Annotated in this window: 22 protein-coding genes; 10 read left to right on the forward strand and 12 right to left on the reverse strand. The window is 71.0% G+C overall.

Annotation, left to right across the window (positions count from 1 at the left end):
• Positions 1-40: 40 nt before the first annotated feature.
• Positions 41-2,248 (forward strand): M4 family metallopeptidase, encoded by a 2,208-nt coding sequence (locus AMK13_RS37595; protein ID WP_198959510.1) that lies wholly within the window; start codon positions 41-43, stop codon positions 2,246-2,248.
• A 175-nt stretch (positions 2,249-2,423) separates the two neighbouring features.
• On the opposite strand, the gene AMK13_RS37600 is transcribed toward AMK13_RS37595, so the two are convergent.
• The 4 genes from AMK13_RS37600 to AMK13_RS37615 all read right to left on the reverse strand — a co-directional run bounded on the left by AMK13_RS37600 (position 2,424) and on the right by AMK13_RS37615 (position 5,058).
• Positions 2,424-2,903 carry a hypothetical protein gene (locus AMK13_RS37600; RefSeq protein ID WP_074006051.1) on the reverse strand — a complete coding sequence of 160 codons (480 nt, stop codon included), beginning with the start codon at positions 2,901-2,903 and terminating at the stop codon, positions 2,424-2,426.
• A 260-nt stretch (positions 2,904-3,163) separates the two neighbouring features.
• Positions 3,164-4,006, reverse strand: a complete 843-nt coding sequence (locus AMK13_RS37605) for an alpha/beta fold hydrolase (protein ID WP_074006052.1) — start codon at positions 4,004-4,006, stop codon at positions 3,164-3,166.
• Positions 4,007-4,012: 6 nt separating this feature from the next.
• A complete protein-coding gene (locus AMK13_RS37610; protein WP_074006053.1) occupies positions 4,013-4,657 on the reverse strand; it encodes a dihydrofolate reductase family protein in 645 nt (214 codons plus the stop codon).
• A 221-nt stretch (positions 4,658-4,878) separates the two neighbouring features.
• Positions 4,879-5,058: a hypothetical protein gene (locus AMK13_RS37615; RefSeq protein ID WP_074006054.1), complete on the reverse strand. Its 180-nt coding sequence runs from the start codon at positions 5,056-5,058 to the stop codon at positions 4,879-4,881.
• A 126-nt stretch (positions 5,059-5,184) separates the two neighbouring features.
• Here AMK13_RS37615 and AMK13_RS37620 point away from each other — a divergent pair, with 126 nt between their 5' ends.
• The 4 genes from AMK13_RS37620 to AMK13_RS37635 all read left to right on the forward strand — a co-directional run bounded on the left by AMK13_RS37620 (position 5,185) and on the right by AMK13_RS37635 (position 7,761).
• On the forward strand, positions 5,185-5,778 hold the full coding sequence (locus AMK13_RS37620; RefSeq protein ID WP_074006055.1) for a DinB family protein: 594 nt from the start codon (positions 5,185-5,187) through the stop codon (positions 5,776-5,778).
• A gap of 206 nt (positions 5,779-5,984) precedes the next feature.
• The gene (locus AMK13_RS37625; RefSeq protein ID WP_074006056.1) at positions 5,985-6,389 is read left to right on the forward strand and encodes a hypothetical protein; all 405 of its coding nucleotides are present in this window, start codon (positions 5,985-5,987) and stop codon (positions 6,387-6,389) included.
• 290 nt (positions 6,390-6,679) lie between these two features.
• The gene (locus AMK13_RS37630) at positions 6,680-6,865 is read left to right on the forward strand and encodes a hypothetical protein (protein WP_074006057.1); all 186 of its coding nucleotides are present in this window, start codon (positions 6,680-6,682) and stop codon (positions 6,863-6,865) included.
• A gap of 143 nt (positions 6,866-7,008) precedes the next feature.
• Positions 7,009-7,761, forward strand: coding sequence for a phosphotransferase family protein (locus tag AMK13_RS37635; RefSeq protein ID WP_074006058.1), 753 nt, complete (start codon positions 7,009-7,011; stop codon positions 7,759-7,761).
• 23 nt (positions 7,762-7,784) lie between these two features.
• On the opposite strand, the gene AMK13_RS37640 is transcribed toward AMK13_RS37635, so the two are convergent.
• From AMK13_RS37640 to AMK13_RS37655, 4 genes are all read right to left on the reverse strand, one after another.
• Positions 7,785-8,948 (reverse strand): serine hydrolase domain-containing protein, encoded by a 1,164-nt coding sequence (locus AMK13_RS37640; protein WP_143204730.1) that lies wholly within the window; start codon positions 8,946-8,948, stop codon positions 7,785-7,787.
• A gap of 216 nt (positions 8,949-9,164) precedes the next feature.
• Positions 9,165-9,356, reverse strand: a complete 192-nt coding sequence (locus AMK13_RS37645; RefSeq protein ID WP_380718607.1) for a DUF397 domain-containing protein — start codon at positions 9,354-9,356, stop codon at positions 9,165-9,167.
• A gap of 20 nt (positions 9,357-9,376) precedes the next feature.
• Positions 9,377-9,559, reverse strand: coding sequence for a DUF397 domain-containing protein (locus tag AMK13_RS45570; protein ID WP_074006060.1), 183 nt, complete (start codon positions 9,557-9,559; stop codon positions 9,377-9,379).
• Positions 9,471-10,418, reverse strand: coding sequence for a helix-turn-helix domain-containing protein (locus AMK13_RS37655; protein WP_074006061.1), 948 nt, complete (start codon positions 10,416-10,418; stop codon positions 9,471-9,473). The genes AMK13_RS45570 and AMK13_RS37655 overlap by 89 nt, the downstream gene beginning before the upstream one ends.
• A 161-nt stretch (positions 10,419-10,579) precedes the next feature.
• On the opposite strand from AMK13_RS37655, the gene AMK13_RS37660 reads away from it, so the two are divergent.
• Genes AMK13_RS37660 through AMK13_RS46485 form a run of 3 tightly spaced genes read left to right on the forward strand, consistent with a single transcriptional unit; the run spans position 10,580 to position 11,891 of the window.
• Positions 10,580-11,014 carry an ATP-binding protein gene (locus AMK13_RS37660; RefSeq protein WP_107418968.1) on the forward strand — a complete coding sequence of 145 codons (435 nt, stop codon included), beginning with the start codon at positions 10,580-10,582 and terminating at the stop codon, positions 11,012-11,014.
• 14 nt (positions 11,015-11,028) lie between these two features.
• Positions 11,029-11,622, forward strand: a complete 594-nt coding sequence (locus tag AMK13_RS37665) for a hypothetical protein (RefSeq protein WP_074006062.1) — start codon at positions 11,029-11,031, stop codon at positions 11,620-11,622.
• A complete protein-coding gene (locus AMK13_RS46485) occupies positions 11,622-11,891 on the forward strand; it encodes a transposase (protein ID WP_079272876.1) in 270 nt (89 codons plus the stop codon). Before AMK13_RS37665 ends, AMK13_RS46485 begins: the two co-directional genes overlap by 1 nt.
• Before the next feature lie 15 nt (positions 11,892-11,906).
• On the opposite strand, the gene AMK13_RS37675 is transcribed toward AMK13_RS46485, so the two are convergent.
• From AMK13_RS37675 to AMK13_RS37685, 3 genes are all read right to left on the reverse strand, one after another.
• Positions 11,907-12,278, reverse strand: a complete 372-nt coding sequence (locus AMK13_RS37675) for a hypothetical protein (protein ID WP_074006063.1) — start codon at positions 12,276-12,278, stop codon at positions 11,907-11,909.
• A 36-nt stretch (positions 12,279-12,314) separates the two neighbouring features.
• Complete coding sequence (locus AMK13_RS37680; RefSeq protein ID WP_074006064.1) at positions 12,315-12,725, reverse strand: VOC family protein; 411 nt, start codon at positions 12,723-12,725, stop codon at positions 12,315-12,317.
• A 153-nt stretch (positions 12,726-12,878) separates the two neighbouring features.
• Positions 12,879-13,250, reverse strand: coding sequence for a winged helix-turn-helix transcriptional regulator (locus AMK13_RS37685; RefSeq protein ID WP_074006065.1), 372 nt, complete (start codon positions 13,248-13,250; stop codon positions 12,879-12,881).
• Between the two features lie 77 nt (positions 13,251-13,327).
• Between AMK13_RS37685 and AMK13_RS37690 the strand changes: the two genes are divergently transcribed.
• Entirely contained in the window at positions 13,328-13,975 is a 648-nt protein-coding gene (locus AMK13_RS37690; RefSeq protein WP_074006076.1) for an NADPH-dependent F420 reductase, read from the forward strand.
• A 196-nt stretch (positions 13,976-14,171) separates the two neighbouring features.
• Here AMK13_RS37690 and AMK13_RS37695 read toward each other — a convergent pair whose 3' ends face one another.
• Complete coding sequence (locus tag AMK13_RS37695) at positions 14,172-16,508, reverse strand: serine/threonine-protein kinase (protein WP_158077795.1); 2,337 nt, start codon at positions 16,506-16,508, stop codon at positions 14,172-14,174.
• Positions 16,509-16,893: 385 nt separating this feature from the next.
• On the opposite strand from AMK13_RS37695, the gene AMK13_RS37700 reads away from it, so the two are divergent.
• A complete protein-coding gene (locus tag AMK13_RS37700) occupies positions 16,894-17,508 on the forward strand; it encodes a hypothetical protein (protein ID WP_143204732.1) in 615 nt (204 codons plus the stop codon).
• The last annotated feature ends 157 nt before the right edge of the window (positions 17,509-17,665 follow it).

Below are 17,665 nucleotides of genomic sequence, written 5' to 3' on the forward strand. Positions count from 1 at the left end.
AAAGTCCACCGCCGCGGGCGCGTTGCTAGTCGGCGCCGCGATGGTCGTGGCCGCTCTGACGCCCGGCGTCGCCGCCGCCGACACTCCTGCCGGGACTCCCGCCGAGGCCCCCGCCGGGGTCCAAGCCTTCGCCGGCGCGATGCCGGTGCAGCTGTCGCCCGAGCAGCGCGGCGAGCTGCTGGCCTCCGCGGACGCGTCCCTGGCGAAGACCGCGAGGTCGCTGAACCTGGACGCGAAGGAGGCGCTGGTCGTCAAGGGCGTCACCAAGGACGCGGACGGCAGCCTGCACACCCGCTACGAGCGGACCTTCGACGGACTCCCGGTGCTCGGCGGCGACCTGGTCGTCCACACCGCCCCCGACGGCACCACCAGGGGCGTCACCAAGGCCACCGAGGCGGACATCGCCGTCGACACCACTCCCAAGGAGAGCGCCGACGCGGCGAAGGGCCTCGCGCTCGACAGCGCCGGGAGCGCGAAGGTCACGGAGGCGGCGGCCGACGACGCCCGCAAGGTGGTCTGGGCCGCGTCCGGCACCCCGCGGCTCGCCTGGGAGACGGTGGTCACCGGCACGCAGGAGGACGGCACGCCGTCCGAACTGCACGTCATCACCGACGCCGACACGGGCAAGAAGATCTTCGAGTACCAGGGCATCGAGACCGGCGTCGGCACCAGCAAGTACTCGGGCCAGGTCACCATCGGCACCTCGGCGGTCGCCGGCGGCTTCGCGATGACCGACAACACCCGCGGCGGCCACAGCACCTACGACCTGAACGGCACCAGCGGCACCAGGACGCTGTTCACCAACCCGACCGACACCTGGGGCGACGGCACCGTCGCCAACCGGCAGACCGCGGCCGTCGACGCCGCCTACGGCGCCCAACTCACCTGGGACTACTACAAGAACGTCCACGGCCGCAACGGCATCAAGGACGACGGCGTAGGCGCCTACACCCGGGTCCACTACGGCAAGAACTACGTCAACGCGTTCTGGTCCGACGCCTGCTTCTGCATGACCTACGGCGACGGCGCGGGCAACGTCAAGCCGCTGACCTCGATCGACGTCGGCGCCCACGAGATGACCCACGGCGTCACCTCCGCCACCGCGAAGCTGGTCTACAGCGGCGAGTCCGGCGGCCTGAACGAGGCCACCTCCGACATCATGGCCGCCGCGATCGAGTTCTGGGCCGACAACCCCGAGGACAAGGGCGACTACCTGGTCGGCGAGAAGATCGACATCCGGGGCGACGGCAGCCCGCTGCGCTACATGGACAAGCCCTCCAAGGACGGCCGCTCCAGGGACTACTGGTCGGCCGACGTCGGCTCCGTCGACGTCCACTACTCCTCCGGCCCGGCCAACCACTGGTTCTACCTGGCCTCCGAGGGCAGCGGCGCCAAGACCGTCAACGGCGTGGCCTACGACTCCCCGACCTCCGACGGCCTGCCGGTGACCGGCATCGGCCGGGACGCGGCGGCCAAGATCTGGTACCGGGCGCTCACCACCTACATGACCTCGTCGACCAACTACGCGGCCGCCCGCACCGCCACCCTCCAGGCCGCCGCCGACCTGTACGGGAAGAACACCACGACGTACCAGAACACCGCCAACGCCTGGGCGGCCATCAACGTCGGCCCGCGCGTCGTCGACGGCCTCCTGCTGGAACCCGTCACCAACCAGATCACCGCGATCGGCACCTCCGCCGACCTCGGGATCGAGGCCTCGAACCTCAACCCCGGCATCGTCACCTACCACGCGACCGGCCTCCCCCTGGGCCTGACGCTCCACCCGGTCACCGGCCGCGTCACCGGCGTCCCGGCCCTCCCGGGCACCTACACGGTCACCGTGACCGCCCAGAGCTCCCACCGCGGCAGGACGTCGACGACGTTCACCTGGCGGGTCTCCCCGGGCATCTTCACGAACAGCACCTCCCTGCCGATCCCGGACGGCGGCCCGGCGGTCTTCTCCGACATCGTCGTCGACCGGCTCCAGGGCCAGGCGCCGAGCGACCTCAAGGTGAGCGTGGACATCAAGCACACCTGGCGCGGCGACCTGGTCATCGACCTGGTCGGCCCGGACGGCACGGTGTACTCGCTGAAGAAGGGCAGCTTCAGCGACTCGGGCGAGAACGTCATCGAGACCTACACGGTGGACGCCTCCGCCCAGCCCGCCAAGGGCACCTGGCGCCTCCGCATGCAGGACACGTACCGCGGCGACTCCGGCCACCTCGACGGCTGGAAGCTCATCTTCTGACCGCCCCCGCACTGAGCACGGCCCCCTGAGCACGGACCACTGAGCACGCACCACTGAGGTGATCCGGTCGGCGAGAGCACGTCCTCGCCGACCGGATCACCTCTTGCACGTGCGGCACGGACCGCCACCCACGGGCGGTCCGGGTCGGCGGGTCAGCCGGTCGGCGGGCCTGGGGTCAGCGGGCCAGGAGGAACTTGGTGGTCGGCACGTTGCGGACGGTGGCGCAGTCCAGGTTCGATGTGGTGGCGCTGTAGGTGAAGCCGCTCGGGACGCTGCACGCCCACATGCCGCTGACCGGGACGCGCAGGTGGAAGGTGGTGGACGGGACGCCCTGGGTCAGGCTGCACGTGGTGGACGAGCCGGCGGCGTCGTAGGTGAAGCCCGGGGCGGTCGAGCAGGCGGTGAGGCCGTCGACGGGCGTGCGCAGGTGGTACTGCGGCGAGTTCCAGCTGCCGCCGCCGCTACACGTCCGGCTGAAGACGACCCCCTCGTAGACGTAGCCGGAGGGGACGGAGCAGGCCCAGGTGTCGTCGAGCCCCGTGGTGGCGGCGGTGGCCGGTGCCGCGGTGACGGCCCCGCTGAGAAGCAGGGTGAGCGCGGCGAAGGCGGCGAGCAGCGCGGTGCGTGCGGTACGTACGGTTCGTGCGACGGACATGTCTTCTCCCTCGTCGAGGAGTTGCACGGTACGGGGGGCGGCGTTCGCCGGTGGGCGTTCACAGCCGTCGACGGTTCTAGCACCCCCGACGGGCCGTCATCCCACCCTTCCGTCCGGGATTGATCGCTCCGGCGCCCGCCGTCCACGCGCGCCCGTACGGATCCTCCGGCCCGCCTCGGCCGATCGGCCCGCCGGTCCCCTCCCGCGCCTGGCGCAGCCGCTCCGCGGGTGCACCGCCCACCAACCGCCGGCGCTTGCCGCTATCCGAGCGCGAGCATCGCCTCGGCGACCGTGCCGACCGCCGCGTCGGGGATCGCGGTGGCACCCCCGTCGAGGACGAGCAGCCGCGCCCCGGGGATGGCGCGCGCGGTCGCCTCGCCGTTGCCGACGGGGAAGAACCGGTTGCGGCGGCCGTGGACGACGAGGGTGGGTACCCCGATCCCCGGCAGGCGCTCGCGCCAGCGGGGTGTGCAGTCCAGCCCGGCGAACACGGTGCCCAGGTGGTTGGCCGTCTGGACCGGGGGCGCGGTGCCGGGCGTGCGGTCCCAGATACGCGCGGCGACGGCGCGGGCCGTGATCGGGTCGTCGCCGAGGATCTCCGCGCCGGTGGCGGCGAACTCCGCGACCGCCGCGCGGTCGCTCCAGTCGGGCGCCGGGCGGGCGAACAGGCGGCTCATCGTCGCCCGGTCGTGGTCGGGGAGGTCGTCGTCGGGCGGGCCGGGGGCGACGGCGCGGGTGTTGACCAGGGTGAGCGCGGAGAACGCGCCCGGGTGGTCGAGCGCGGCCACCTGGGCGACCATCCCGCCGACGCCGGTCCCGGCGAGGTGCGCGGGCGCCCCGCCGAGCGCGTGGGCGAGGGCCGCCGCGTCGGCGGCGAGGTCGCGCAGGGTGTAGCCGGGTGCCCGCGGGTCCGTCGTCGTCGACTCCCCGCTGTCGCGCAGGTCGTAGCGCACGGCGCGGCGCCCGCCGGCGGCGAGGCGTCGGCAGAGCGCGTCAGGCCAGGAGAGCATCGTCGGCCCGCCCGCGAGCAGGACGAGCGGCGCGCCCTCGTCACCGAACGACTCGACGCCCAGGGCGGTCCCGTTGACGGAGACGGTGGCCATCCCGGGTCACCGGGCGTCGTCGTCGTGCCCGAGGCCCCGGTCGGGCAGGCTCATGTCGCCGGTCCTCGGCGTGCCCTCGGCGAGCCCGTAGCGCAGGTACACGGTGCCCTGCGCGCCCGCCACCGGCGGTTCGAGGAGCGTGAGGTTGGTGGGCACCGCGCCGTCGTCGAAGACCTTCTTCCCGACGCCGAGCACGATGGGGTGCACCCACAGGTCGAGCCGGTCGAAGAGCTTCTCGCGCAGGAGGGTCTGCACCAGGTTCAGGCTCCCGACGACCTTCACGTTCCGGTGCCGGTCGCGGACCTCGCGCACCGCGCCGGCCAGGTCCGGGCCGAGCAGCGTGGATCCGGCCCACGGGAGCTCGGGGGTGCCCCGGGAGGCCACGTACTTGGGGACGCGGTTGAAGAGTTCGGCGATCTCGCCCTCCTTCTGCTGCGGCCAGTAGGAGGCGAAGAGGTCGTACGTCCGCCGGCCGAGCAGGAGGGCGTCCGTGCCCTCGTACGCGGCGAGGATCTGCGCGCCGGTGACCTCGTTCAGCAGGGGTGCCTGCCAGCCGCCGTACGGGAACCCCTCCGGGTCCTCGTCAGGTCCGCCGGGCGCCTGCCCGACGAGGTCGAGGGTCGCGAACAGTTCGATCTGGATGAGGCCCATGTCTGTGCTCCCGGCGGGGGTGAGGTGGTCGTCCCGGTCGAGATGTAGACCTTCCGGAGCCGGAAAACTCATCGCCACGCCGGTGCCCGGTTTCCGCCCCCGCCCACCGATGCTCCCCTCGGGGTCAGACGGGCGGCAGCAGGTCGCTCCCGCCGACGGTGTACGTCAGCGGGGGGGGTAGCCGGGGCGGGCCGGACCCCGCCGGCTCGTCGTCCGTCGTCTCAGGCCGTGACGGTACGGAAGATGTGCTGGGTGTTGGCGAGACCCTTTCCGACGTACGCCAGTACGAAGGTGTCGCTGTAGTTGATGACCGAGTCGTCGACCGAGAGCCTGCCGATGACGGTGACGAGCTCGGCCGTTCCGCGCCGCCTGTTCGACGACCGTCCCGCATGTACGGACATTGTCTCAGGTGGCACGTCTCGCGGGCTTCTTGCAGCAGGTCAGGGCCGCGGCCAGGGCCAGGCCACGGCGCTGCCGGGCGTACGGGATCTTGAGACCACGAGCAGTCCATGGCAGCCTCATGGCGCATGATCGATGAATTCGCGAAGGACAACCTGCACGGGCGACTGCGGCGGGACCGCGAGGCGCTGCTCTGGAAACTCGACGGCCTGTCCGAATACGACGCCCGCCGACCTCTGACAGCGTCCGGGACCAACCTCCTCGGCCTGGTCAAACACGTGGCCACCGTCGAGGCCAGGTACTTCGGCGAGGTCTTCGACCGCCCTTCCCCGGAACCGCTGCCCCGGTGGCAGGACTCCGACGGCGGCGATCTGTGGGCGACCGAGGACGAGACCCGCGATCAGATCATCAGGTTCTACCAGCGCACATGGGAACACTCGGACGCGACGATCAACGAACTCCCCCTCGACGCCCCGGGCCACGTGCCGTGGTGGCCGGAGCCTCATGCCGGCACAAACCTGTTCGCCGTCATGGTCCATGTCCTCGGCGAGTCCAACCGCCATGCCGGGCACGCCGACATCCTCCGCGAGAGCCTCGACGGCCGGACCGGCATGCGCCCCGAACACGCGAAGCAGATCGACGGGCAAGCCCGTGCGGCCTACTTCGCGAAGATCGAGCAGGCCGCCAGGTCGGCCGCACCGATCGAGGCTCAGGCCGTCTGATGCCGTGATCAACTCGCCGACGAGCAAAGGACGTTCATCGAGTCATCCTGAGCTTGTGGGCGGCTCCACGCCACATCGCGGTGTCATTCCGGACATCCACAACTCTTCTGACTCCCGGGTCAGTGGCGAACCGCAGCATGGGGGGCTCGGAAGCTCCCCTGGATCACCCCATCCCGTCCGTTGCCACTGCCGGAGAGAAGGTTGTCATGAGCGCACCTACCCGTACCACGTTCGCCCGCTTCCTGGCCGTCCCCGCCCTTGCCATGGCGAGCACGGTCCTCGCAGCCGCGCCCGCGAGCGCCGGAGGACTCTCCATAGGCGTCAACGGCGCCACCGTCGCGGATGCCGGGCGGATACTGAACGTCTCCGTCACCTACCGGTGCCTCCCGATATTCGACTGGGTCAAGATCACCGTCCAGGCCACGCAATCCGCCGTGTCGGGCGTCGGCTCGGTCCAGCTCCCCTGCACCGGCGGGGAGACCGTGACCATTCCGGTGGGCGTCACCTCGCCCGGTGACACGTGGATCAGGTCCTCGGTGAACGTGGTCGTGCACATCTACGACGCCGAGCTCGACCGCGGCGGGGCCGCGGCCACCGTCGTCGCCACCTGACCGGCATCCACGGAAGACGAAACGGCCGGTCGATCCGAAGATCGACCGGCCGTCCCGGTTTGTCGGGGCCGGCCCTCCCCCCGGGCACTTGTGCACCGGCAGCCGTTCTGTGTCATGCACGCCCGGGCTCGATGAACGTCCACTGCTCGTCGGTGAGTTGCCAGCGTGCCACAGGCAACGTCCTACCGAATCCCGCTTCCGGGCAAGCACCAGACCGCAATGCCGCCCCGGCAGGATCGCACTACGATCGGCCCGCATCGGCGTGGCAAGGGGTGGAGATGCCGGATGGGATGTTCGTCGTGTTCTGGTCGGTGCCGGTGGTCGCGGTGGCGCTGGTCTGCTTCGCCGCTCTGAGGGAGCACGGCACGCCTGCCGCCAAGCGGGCCGCTTACGTATTCCTGGGCATCGCGGCGCTGCCGGCGCTGGTCCTGACGCTGTTCCTGGCGTTGATCGTGTTCGCGCTCGCGACAGGCTGACAGGGATCGAGGCCCGGCCCGCATGCGCTGTCCGGAGCCGCTTCCGGACAGCACGTCACACTCGGCCAACAGGGCTGGTGTTGGCGGATCACACACGGTAAATCCGGCGACGGCGGCGGTGATCCCCGGAATACTGGTCGCCCATGGATGAGGTCGAAGTCGTCGTCGCCCATTCCGAGCGCGCGACCCTGCGCGTCGGCGACGTGTTCCTGAAGGTGGACGCCGATCAGACGCGCATCGACCGCGAGGTCGAGGCGATGTCCCTCGCGCCGGTCCCGACGCCCGAGGTGCTGTGGCACAAGCCGCCCGTACTCGCGCTCGCCGCGGTCCCCGGGACGACGCTCGGGCGCCTCGGCGGGCCGTCGACCGGGTCACCGGCCGCGTGGGCGGCGGCGGGCGCCGCCATCCGGAAGCTGCACGACGCGCCACTGCCGCCCCGGCCCGGCCGGGCGGGCCGGAGCGTCGCCGCGCTGGAGGCTGAACTCGACGAGGAGTGCGGGGTGTTGGTGACGAGCGGTGTCCTGCCCGTCGACCTGGTCGCCCGCAACCGCCGGGTCGCCGAGGCCGCGTTCCGGCCGTGGACCCCGGCGTTCACGCACGGCGACCTGCAGATCGCACACGTCTTCGTCGACGGCGACGAGGTCACGGGCATCATCGACTGGTCCGAGGCCGGGCAGGGCGACGCCCTGTACGACCTCGCCACCTTCACGCTCGGCCACGAGGAGCACCTCGACGACGTCATCGCCGGCTATGGCACCGATGTCGACGTCGACCTCGCCGTGATCCACGCGTGGTGGTCGCTGCGGAGCCTGCTGGCGGTCCGCTGGCTGATCGAGCACGGCTTCGACCCCTTCGCGCCGGGCTGCGAGGTCGACGCGCTGAAAGCCCGGATGTGAGGACCGTCGGGGCCAACGCCCTGTCAGGAATCCTGGGCCGTCCGGCCGGCGCAGGCCGCAGCGGTGACGAGGGCATTGAAGGCAGCCGCGGAGGCGGGCATCCCGGCAGGGTCGTACGGATTGCGGGAGAGCACGACCTGGCGCTGTCCGGTGTCGTCGGCGAGCATGGTGCTGCTGTAGCCGATGCTGTCGCCGCGGTGGCCCCAGAAGACTCCGCACGGGGTGGGGGTGCGCTCCAGGCCGAGGCCGTAGTCGGCGCCGCGTCCGAGGCCTGTGGTGTGCTTCATCTCGGCGAGTTCGGCAGGCCCGAGGAGTCGTCCGCCGAGCAGGGCGGAGAGGAAGGTGGCGAGGTCGGCGGTGGTGGAGATGCCGGCGCCGGACGGGCCGGCGATGGTCGGGTTGAACTGCGTGATGTCCACCGGGCCGCCGGGCATGCTGGCGTAGGCGCGGGTGTGGCGGCCGGGGACGGTGGGGTCGTTCTCCGGCATGGTGGTCTCGTGCAGGCCGAGCGGCCGGATGATGCGGCGTTCGACCTCCTGCTGCCAACTGCGGCCGGTGGTCCGCTCGATGAGCATGCCGAGCAGGATGTAGTCGGTGTTGGAGTAGTACCAGTCCTGCCCGGGCGGGAAGTACGGCGGGTGGCTCTCGGCGACGGCGACGAGTTCCGCCATCGTCCGCGACTTCCAGCGGTCGGTGCTGAGCCAGGTCTGGAACGAGGCGTCGTCGTCGTAGGAGAAGGCAGGGTCCGAGGTGTAGTTGTAGAGGCCGCCGGTGTGGTTGAGCAGTTGGCGGATGCTGATGGCGGCGCCGTTGCGCAGAACGCCTGGCAGGTGCTTCTCGACCGGGTCGTCCAGGCTGATCCGCTGCTCCGCGACGAGTTGGAGGACGACGGTGGCGACGAAGGTCTTGGTCGAGCTGCCGATCCGGTAGCGGTCACGGGGTGCGGCGGGCTCCCCGGTGGCGAGGTCGGCGGTTCCGGCCGCACCCTTCCAGAGGGTGCGGCCGTCCTCGCGCACCAGGCCGAGCGCGGCGGTGGCACCGCCCGGCGCCACCACGGCCCGCAGGCCGGCGTCCAGCGCCGCCCGGTCGACCCGCCGCGCCGGATCCGCACCCGCCGAAGGGGCCACGCCCGTCACCAGGCCCGCTCCCGCCAGCACGACCGCCGCTATGCGGACAAGTCCGTGCATCGATGCACCCACCATGGCAACCTCCGCGATCCCATCGGAAGTTGTCGCCAACTCCCGCTTTTGGTCAGGTGGTTGACACTGTTCCAGCCAAGTGGCGGCGGAGCGTCGACCCTGGGATCGACCCCTTCTCGTCACCAGGTCGGACCCCTTGGACAAGGCGGCTACGACCTGGGCAGGGCCCCGACCCCGACGGCCCCCGGAGGCGCCGCAGCGGGTTCACTCAGGGAAGTCACCGGAACGGATCGCGGCGATGAAGGAGCCCCAGGCAGCGGACGGGAAGAGGAGGGTCGGGCCATGCGGGTCCTTGGAGTCACGCACCGGGACGGTGCCGGGGAGGAAGCCAGGGGCCACCTCGATGCACTCGCGCCCGTCGCCCCCGCTGTAGCTGCTCTTACGCCAGATCAACACAGCCAACTCCCTGAAGAGGTCTACGCCGGAAACTCGCACGAACGGACAGCCACCACGAAGGCTTCCCAAGCGGCAGCCCGGAAAACGAGCGCCGGGCCATGGGGGTCCTTGGAGTCACGCACGGGGACGAGGCCGGGGAATCCGGGGGCCACCTCGATGCAGTCGCCGCCGTTGCCCCCGCTGTAGCTGCTCTTGCGCCACACGATCGCGTCGAGCTCGATCCTCGTCATCCATGAACCCTTCCAGCGCATCGGAGATCAGCGCAAGGGAATCGGCTACTGGCAGTGCCGCCCCGTGAGCCAGATCATAGCTCCGACGATGCGCCGCCACGATCGTCGGATCATCGCTGGCATGCCCCCGATCGAGACTCTCGGAGTACACCCAGGTCCGACCGTCAGGCATCTCCAGCATCACCATGGACTTGTCGATGATCGCGTGCCGGCTACCGAACGGCGCCACCTGGATGATCACATTCGGGAGCTCAGCGACGGCCAGCAGGTGTTGCATTTGGCGCTTCATAACTCCAGGTCCGCCGAAGACAGTCCGAATGGCGCTCTCATCCAGAATCACCAGCAGAAGCGGCCCGTCAGGGTCCAGGAACCGTTTCTGCCTCGCCAGTCGAGCCGCCGTTCGCTCCTCGATCACCTTTGGCTTTCCGGCCGCGTCACTCACCGAGAAGACAGCCTCCGCGTACTCACGACATTGCAGCAGCCCGTGAATGACGGCCAGCTGGAAGATCCGTGCGCCTACAGCCTCGGCCTCCATGTCGACATGAGTCTGAAACCAATCCGGGTGTTCAACTTCGGCGTTCCAGTCCACCCGATCCCAGAGCCGCTTCAGCGCCCCGTCGGCGCCAAGCAGTACGTCGGCCTGCATGACCATGTCCGGCGGCATGCGCCTCTTGCCGGACTCAAACCGTGTGATATTCGGCCTGGTGGAGTGCAGCAGCTTCGCCAACTGCTCCTGCGTGTAGCCCGTCGCCTCCCGGTAGAAGCGCAGCTCTTCGCCGAACAACCGCGCCGAACTGGCCGTCACCTCGTTGACGAGTCGCCGGTGTGCCATGTCAGACCCCCTGACGTACCGCAGGTGCGTGGTACCTGATTTCGGCCATCACCGTACATCCGAAGCCCGGATCATTGAGACCGGAACGCAATCATCTGCATGCACAGCGTGACTGTGCGCGCTCCTGTCGCACGCCCCCTCTGCCCCCATGAGGTGTCCCCATGCTCATGTCCCGCCGGCCCCGTGCCTTCGTCGCGCGTCTCGACTCCTGCATCGAATCCACGCCCCTGGCGAGGTACTTGCTCCGGGCCTATCTCGCGGGCCTGCCCTCCGGCGACCGGTACGCGGACACCGCCGAGCTGCTCCTCGGCGAGCTGTTCGCCAACGCCGTCCAGCACTCCGACGCGCCGGACGACCGCCACATCGAGATCCGCTTCGCCCTGATCAACTCCCGCCTCCGACTGGAAGTCCACGACGCCGGCAGCGGCCGACCGTCCCTCCACACCCCCACCCCCTCCGACGAGCACGGGCGCGGCCTGTTCCTCGTCGACGAACTCGCCGAACGCTGGGGCTGCACCTCCCGACCCGACGACATCGGCAAGTTCGTCTGGGTGCTCATCGCCCCGGCCCCCGTCTCCGCCCTCGCCACCGCCTGAAAGACCCAACCCCCATGCACCTCACGACCCTGGCCCGCCACGCCCTCTCCCGCGGCCGGACCCCCGCCGATACCTACGCCCTCCTCGCCCGCCGCACCCGCAAGCCGTTGCCCTCCGCCCGCGCCGTCTGCCTCGCCCTGTCCATCCCCCTCGCCGAGACCACCCGCCGCCTCAACGACTGCTACGACGCCCTCCTCGCCGACCCCCGCCCCGACTCCGAGACCGACACCGGCGAACTCCTCGAAGCCCTCGGCGTCTTCGACATCCCCAAGTCCCTCACCGACACCGAACTCGCCGTCGTCGACCTCTTCATCACCGCCGTCGACGCCATGGGCGGCATCCGCCCCGGCCACCAGCACGGTCTCCAGCGCTGGTTCACCACCGGCAACCTCACCACCGCGTACCTCTCCCTCACCGCCGCCCGCCCCATGCCCCGCACCGGCGACCCCGCCCTGTACTGGGCCACCCTCGTCACGGCCGGCGAACTCCTCACCACCACCCACCACTCCGAGATCCGCATCAAGTACGCCCTCGCCCACTGCCGCGCCCGAGCCGCCCGAGCCGCCCGAACCCAGGCCGTTCCTTCGGATCATCCGATCGCTGGTTGATGTGTGCGTCATTGACTGACACCCAGTGGGCAAGGATCGAGCCGTTGCCGCCGGATCCGACACCTCGGCGGGGAGGGCAGTGGCGTGATCACCGGCAGGTGATCGGCGCGATCGCCTTCAAGTACCGCACCAGGGTGCCGTGGATGGATCTGCCTGAGCGCTTCGGCTCGTGGAAGGGCGCCCACAACCGCTGCGGAAGTGGGCCGCCGACGGCACATGGGAGAGGGTCTTCACCGCCCTGCTCCATCGTCATCCGGTCGGCCAGGTGACTCCAGCCGGGCTGCCTAGACCCATCCCTCGTCGAGGTAGACCGTCCAGGCGTCTCCCACTGCTCTGTGCAGTTCAACCAGGGCCGCAACCTCCGCGACGGCTGCCGGGGCGTCGGACAGTCGCAGCGGGGAGTCCGGGACGCTGTTGCGGGTGTAGACCGGTAGCTCGCCGTCGCAGCTGAAGGCGTGAAGCGATGAGGGGGCGTGGCTGAACCATGCGGGACGGTTCTCCTCGGCCCATGCAGCCGCAGCGTCGACACGGTCTACATGCACCAGTAGATGCTCAGGTGCGGGCCCGCAACTGAACTGCACGAGGAAACCGTGGGCGTCCACTGCCCACCAATCCCACATGAACCCAGGTCGGGGATGCCGCAGGATCGTCGTCATGTCAAAGAATCAGCAGCCGACTTCACCAAGGCCGCGTCAGCCGCGCTCGGGCCAGATCGGGCCCTGGTCGGTCCAGATGACGCCCTTGTTGCGGCACAGGCAGAAGGGGTGGCCGATCGGGTCGGTGTAGACCTGCCAGCCGTAGCCGTTGGGGCCGATGAAGTCCTGCCTCAGCGTCGCGCCGAGGTCGAGGACGCGGCGCTGCTCGGGCCCGATCTCGTCCACTTCGAAGTCGAGGTGGAACTGCTTGGGGTGCTCGCTGTCGGGCCACTGCGGAGCGCGGTAGTCGTCCACCCGGATGAATGCCAGCTCGATCTCGCCGAACTGGATGCCGGCCCATTCCTCCGAGCTGCCTTCCTTGATCGGACGGCCCGTCACCTCGGAGTAGAAAGCCGCCAGCTTCATCGTGTCCGGGCAGTCGATGATGAAATCGGTGAGTCGCAGCATCCCGCGATCTTGCCACAGGCTCGCACCCGACTTCGAGACGGGCGCCCCCAGGCCCCGTTCACCAGGGGCGGCCGGGTTCGTGCCGCAGGTTCGGATCGGCAGCGGGCTTCGGCGGAGCCGCTTGGCGCTCCGGCTGTGCCGTCGTGATCGGCGTCAGTCGCGACCGTGCCCGGTTGCCTCCGCCCGGTCCCGGGCCGCCATCACGTCCTCGCCGTGTTCGAAGGCCCAGGCGCCGAACGCCTCGATCGGCTCCAGGAGTGTCCGCCCCAACCCGGTGAGGGTGTACTCCACGCGCGGCGGCGACCCGGCGTACGCGCGGCGTTCCACCAACCCGTCGGACTGGAGTCGGCGCAGCGTCTCCGTGAGGACTTTGGGGCTGATCCCGCCGATCCGCTCGCGCAGTTCGCCGGGCCGCGCGGGCCCGTCGCGCAGCGCCCACACCAGGACGGCGTTCCAGGTGTTGGCGAGCAGGTCGAAGGCGAGCCGGGCTCGGCAGTCGGCGAGGAAGCCGTGGTCAGCGGTCACTTACCAGATGGTGCCCCAGGACTTTCCTACTGTCTCCCTGTTCCGACTGGCAGGTCGTCACAAGGAGGTTGGTCATGATGAGGATCGGAATCATCGGTACCGGCGCAATGGCGCGGGTGCTGGGTACCCGGTGGGCGGGGGCCGGGCACGACGTGCTGGTGGGTGGACGGGACACGGGCCACGCCGCCGCCCTCGCCGACCAGTTCGGCGGACGGGCGGGGACCCCGCGGGACGCAGTCGAACACGGCCTGGACGCGGTGCTGCTGGCCGTGCCGTACGCGGCGGCGATCGGCGTGGTCTCCGGCCTGGCCGACGCCGCGCGGGGAAGGACGCTGGTCGACTGCACCAACCCGATCGCCCCGGGTTTCGTCCTGGAGACCCATGGCGGGCCGTCGGCCGCCGAGCGCATCGCGGCCGCGGCGCCCGGCGCGTCCGTGGTCAAGGCGTTCAACCTCTGCCACGAGAGCGTGTGGCGCAGGGCCCCGACCGTCTTCGGCGGACGCCCCCTCGCGGTGCCGCTCTGCGGCGACGACGCGCCGGCCCTCGACACCGTCGGACACCTCGTTCGCGACCTCGGCTGCGTACCGCTCAACGGAGGCGGGCTCAACCGGGCCGGCCTCCTGGAGGCGACGGCGGCGTTCCTGATCGGCCTGTGGGTGGGCGAAGGCGCGGACGCCCAGGCGATCGCGCCGCCGCTGGAGTACGCGGGCGTCGATCCCTCCTGATCCGCGATGGCTCCCAACCACCCGCCCCGCGCGGGAAGTCGGACCCGCCGACTTCTCACGCGGCCGCCTGGTGCGGGGACCGCTCTGCCGACCCCTCCCGTACAGCACGTGCTGGGTCGCGGGGGCGATCGCCGCGTCCATGGACGTGGCGGAAGACCGGCGGCCCGGACGGCCGGCTCCGTCCGGGCCGCCCCGCTCACCCCACGACCTCGGTGCTCCACGTGCCGTTCCGCAACGCGGTCTCCTGGAGCTTCCCGTCGCTCCGGCGCGCCGTGTAGACGCGGGTGACGCCGCCGTGGTCCACCACCGCCGGCTCGAAGCCGTCGGCCACCTGCTGGACACCGGCGTTCGCCAGGGAGTCCTGTGGCGCCCACCCGCCGCCCGCCGCCTTCGTCTCGGTCAGCAGGCCGTTCCTGTCGACCAGGAACAGGCTGGTGGTCCCGCCGTGCACCAGGGCCGCCGGGGCGGAGCGTGGCACCGGCACCCGGAAGTCCTTGGTCAGGTCGTGGAGTCGCCACCCTGCATCCTGCGTGCCGCCCGCCGACGTCCCCGGAGGCGTCAGCCGGGCCTCCGAGAGATGGCCGTCGCCGCTGTTGACGGTGAAGACGCTCGTCACCCCGTCGTGCACCACCGCGCTCGGCGTCATGACGGACGACGGCACGCCGGTCATGGTGAAGATGTTCCACTTCTCGCCGATCCTCAGCGACGACTCCTGGAGCTGCTGGTCCTTCGTGATCGTGTACACCCTGACCAAATCCCCCTCCACCACCGCCACCGGCGCGGTGCCGGCGGCGACCGGCGCGGCGGGCAACTGCCCCGCGCCCAGGAGCCCGAGGTCGTCGTGCAGGTCCTGCCTGCCCCAGCCCGAGTCGTCCAGGTAGGACCGCCGCAGGTGGTTGTCCACGCCGACGGTGAACACGTTGACCTTCCCGTCCAGTACCGCCGCGGTCGGAGTGCTCCGGACCTCCTGATCACCGAGGTCGGTGGCCTGCCAGTCCTTGTTGGGTTCCAACCGGGCCTCCACCAGGTGCTTGTTCACGGAGTTCACGACAAACACCCGGACGATGCCCTTGTCGAGCACCGCCACCGGGCGGGTGCCGGCCAGCACCTGGGGGATGGTGGAGTCTTCGGACCTGAGTGCGTAGTCCACCACCCTGACCTGGCCCGGGTTCGGGCTCTGCCGGAGCTTCGCCGCCTCGTTGCCGAGGTCCACGTAGCTCTCCAGGAGCTGCTGGTCCTTGTACGCCGTGAAGACACGGAGGTGCTGGTCGTCGGCCACCGCCGGACCGGCCGCGTTCCCGGGCGTCGCCGTGGCCGTCATGGCGGCGTCCTGGGCGGGTGAGGAGGCCGAGGATGTCGCGGAGGGCAAGGGGGCGGAAGAGGCCGAGGGGGCCCCGGTGTCCCGGGCGGGCGAGGAAGCCGCGGCGCCGGCGCCGCGGCCGGCGTCGTCATCGCTCTGGAGCAGGGCCCAGGACAGGACCGACGCGCAGACGACGGCGACCGCGGTGGCCAGCGCGATCCGGGTCCGGCGCTCCCGCAGCCGTCCGGGGCGGGGCACGGTCGGTGTGGCTGTCGCCGTCGGTGTCGGTGTCGGCGTCGGTGCTGCCGTCGATGTCGGCGTCGGCGTCGCCGACGCGGGAGGGGTGACCGGAGGGGAGACCGGGAGGTCGGGCTCGGTGGGCGTGGCAGCGACCGCCGGTCCGCCGGTCGGTTCCGCCGCTACGGGGTCGTGCTGCGGACCGGCGCCCCCGACCGCCGGTCCGGGGCCGTCGAGCATGGCCAGCCCCGCCGCCGCGTCGGGCCGACCGGCCGGGTCCCGGGAGAGCAGCGCGGTGATCAACGGCGCCAGCCTGCCCGCCCGTTGGGGCGGCGGGACGAGGGCGAGCGCGACGGCGGCGATCGTCATCGCGGTCGTCTCCCGCCGGAACGGCGACACCCCCTCGACGGCCTCGTACAGCGTCGCGCCGAGGCTGAACAGGTCGACGGCCGGGGTGTCCGGCTCGTGGGCCAGCCGCTCCGGGGCGATGTAGTCCAGCGTCCCGACCAGGGACCCGGTGGTGGTCAGCACGGTGCCCGCGTGGTTCTTGGCGATGCCGAAGTCGGCCAGCAGCACCCCACCGTCGTCGGCCAGCATGATGTTCGACGGCTTCACGTCGCGGTGGAGGATGCCCACCCGGTGCGCAGCGGCCAGCGCCCGTAGCACCCCGACGGCCACCTCGGCGGCCCGCTCCGGCCCCAACGGCCCGTCGGCCCGGAGCACCTGCGCCAGCGAACGGCCGCGGACCAGCCGCATCACCATCCACGGGCCGCCGTCCTCCACCACCACGTCGTGCACCGTGACGATGTTGGGGTGGTCGCGGAGCGCGGCCGCGTGGCGGGCTTCCGCCATGGCCCGGGCGATGGCCTGCTCGTGCTCGTCCTCGGAGAGGTCCTCCTCCTCCCAACGGACCTCCTTCACCGCGACCTCGATGTCCAGCAGTTCGTCCCTGGCCTCCCAGACCTGGCCCATGCCCCCGGCCGCCAGAGCTCTCACCAGCCTGAACCGTCCGCCGACGAGCCTGTTCGGTGCGGAACTCGAGTCCATGCGAAACCCTTACGCAGTTGGATGGTGACGGAACGTCAGGTCGAGTACAGAGCATAGCGAGGACGTGCGCCGGTTCGGGCCCCGAACCGTAACCGTCCGGCGCCCGGCCCCGACGCCCGCGCTGGTTCGCGCCGGACCGCGCCGGTTCACGCCGGTTCGCGCCGGACCGCCCGGTCGGCCACTCCAGGACCTCGCCCCCGAGACGAACCCCACGGACCGGCGGCCCGCCTTGACGGCCCGCTGGTCGGCTGGGCAGGGAAGTGGGGCCGCCCGCCTCCGGTGTCACCGGCAGCGGATAGCCTCCGGCCGGAACGAACGGCTGACGGGAGTGGGCGTGGACATCGAGGAGACACTGGACCGGCTCGGCGCGGTCATCGGGCCACCGCCCGCGGGCGGAGTCGTCCCGGTCCCTTGGGAGCTCGGGCCCGAGGTGCTCGGCTTCCAGCTGCCCGCGGACTACCGGGCGTTCGTCGACCGCTACGGGATGGTCAGCATCAGCGACGAACTGCACATCTACACACCATCGGCGGCGCCCAGTTCCCAGGTCAGTCAGCCGCTCGGTTTCGAGGGATTCCTGTACGACACGACCGATCCCTACGGATACTGCGCCTGGCTGGCCGAGGCCTACCGGGACGGGGACCACGACGAGTGCCCGTACCCGCTGTTCCCGGCCGAGGGAGGGCTGCTGAAGTGGGCCAACAACTCCAACTCGGACCACTTCTTCTGGCTGACGCGGGGCCCGGACCCGGACCGCTGGCCGGTCGCCGCCAAGTTCCACTCGATGCGGGAGTGGGACCTGTTCGAGGGCGGCTTCCTGGAGTTCCTGCTCGCGGCGGTGACGGAAAAGTACCCGTACCACGACGACGTCGTCCCCGGCGGGACGAGGCAGCTCGGCGACGGCCGCGCCTACCGCCCCGGAGGAGACTGGTCGAAGCACCTACCGCACTGAATCCGCGGACACGGCCGGCCCCGGCCGACCCCCTGCCGCCACGGCCAGGCCCCCAACCACCCGCCCCGTGCAGGAAGTCGACCCCGCGACTCTGCTGGCGAAGTCGGTTGGGTTGGGCGTGGGACGGTAAGTGTCTGCCGGTCGGGGCGGGTTGGCT

Origin of the sequence: Streptomyces sp. CB02056, assembly GCF_001905545.1 — a bacterium.
GTDB lineage: Bacteria > Actinomycetota > Actinomycetes > Streptomycetales > Streptomycetaceae > Kitasatospora.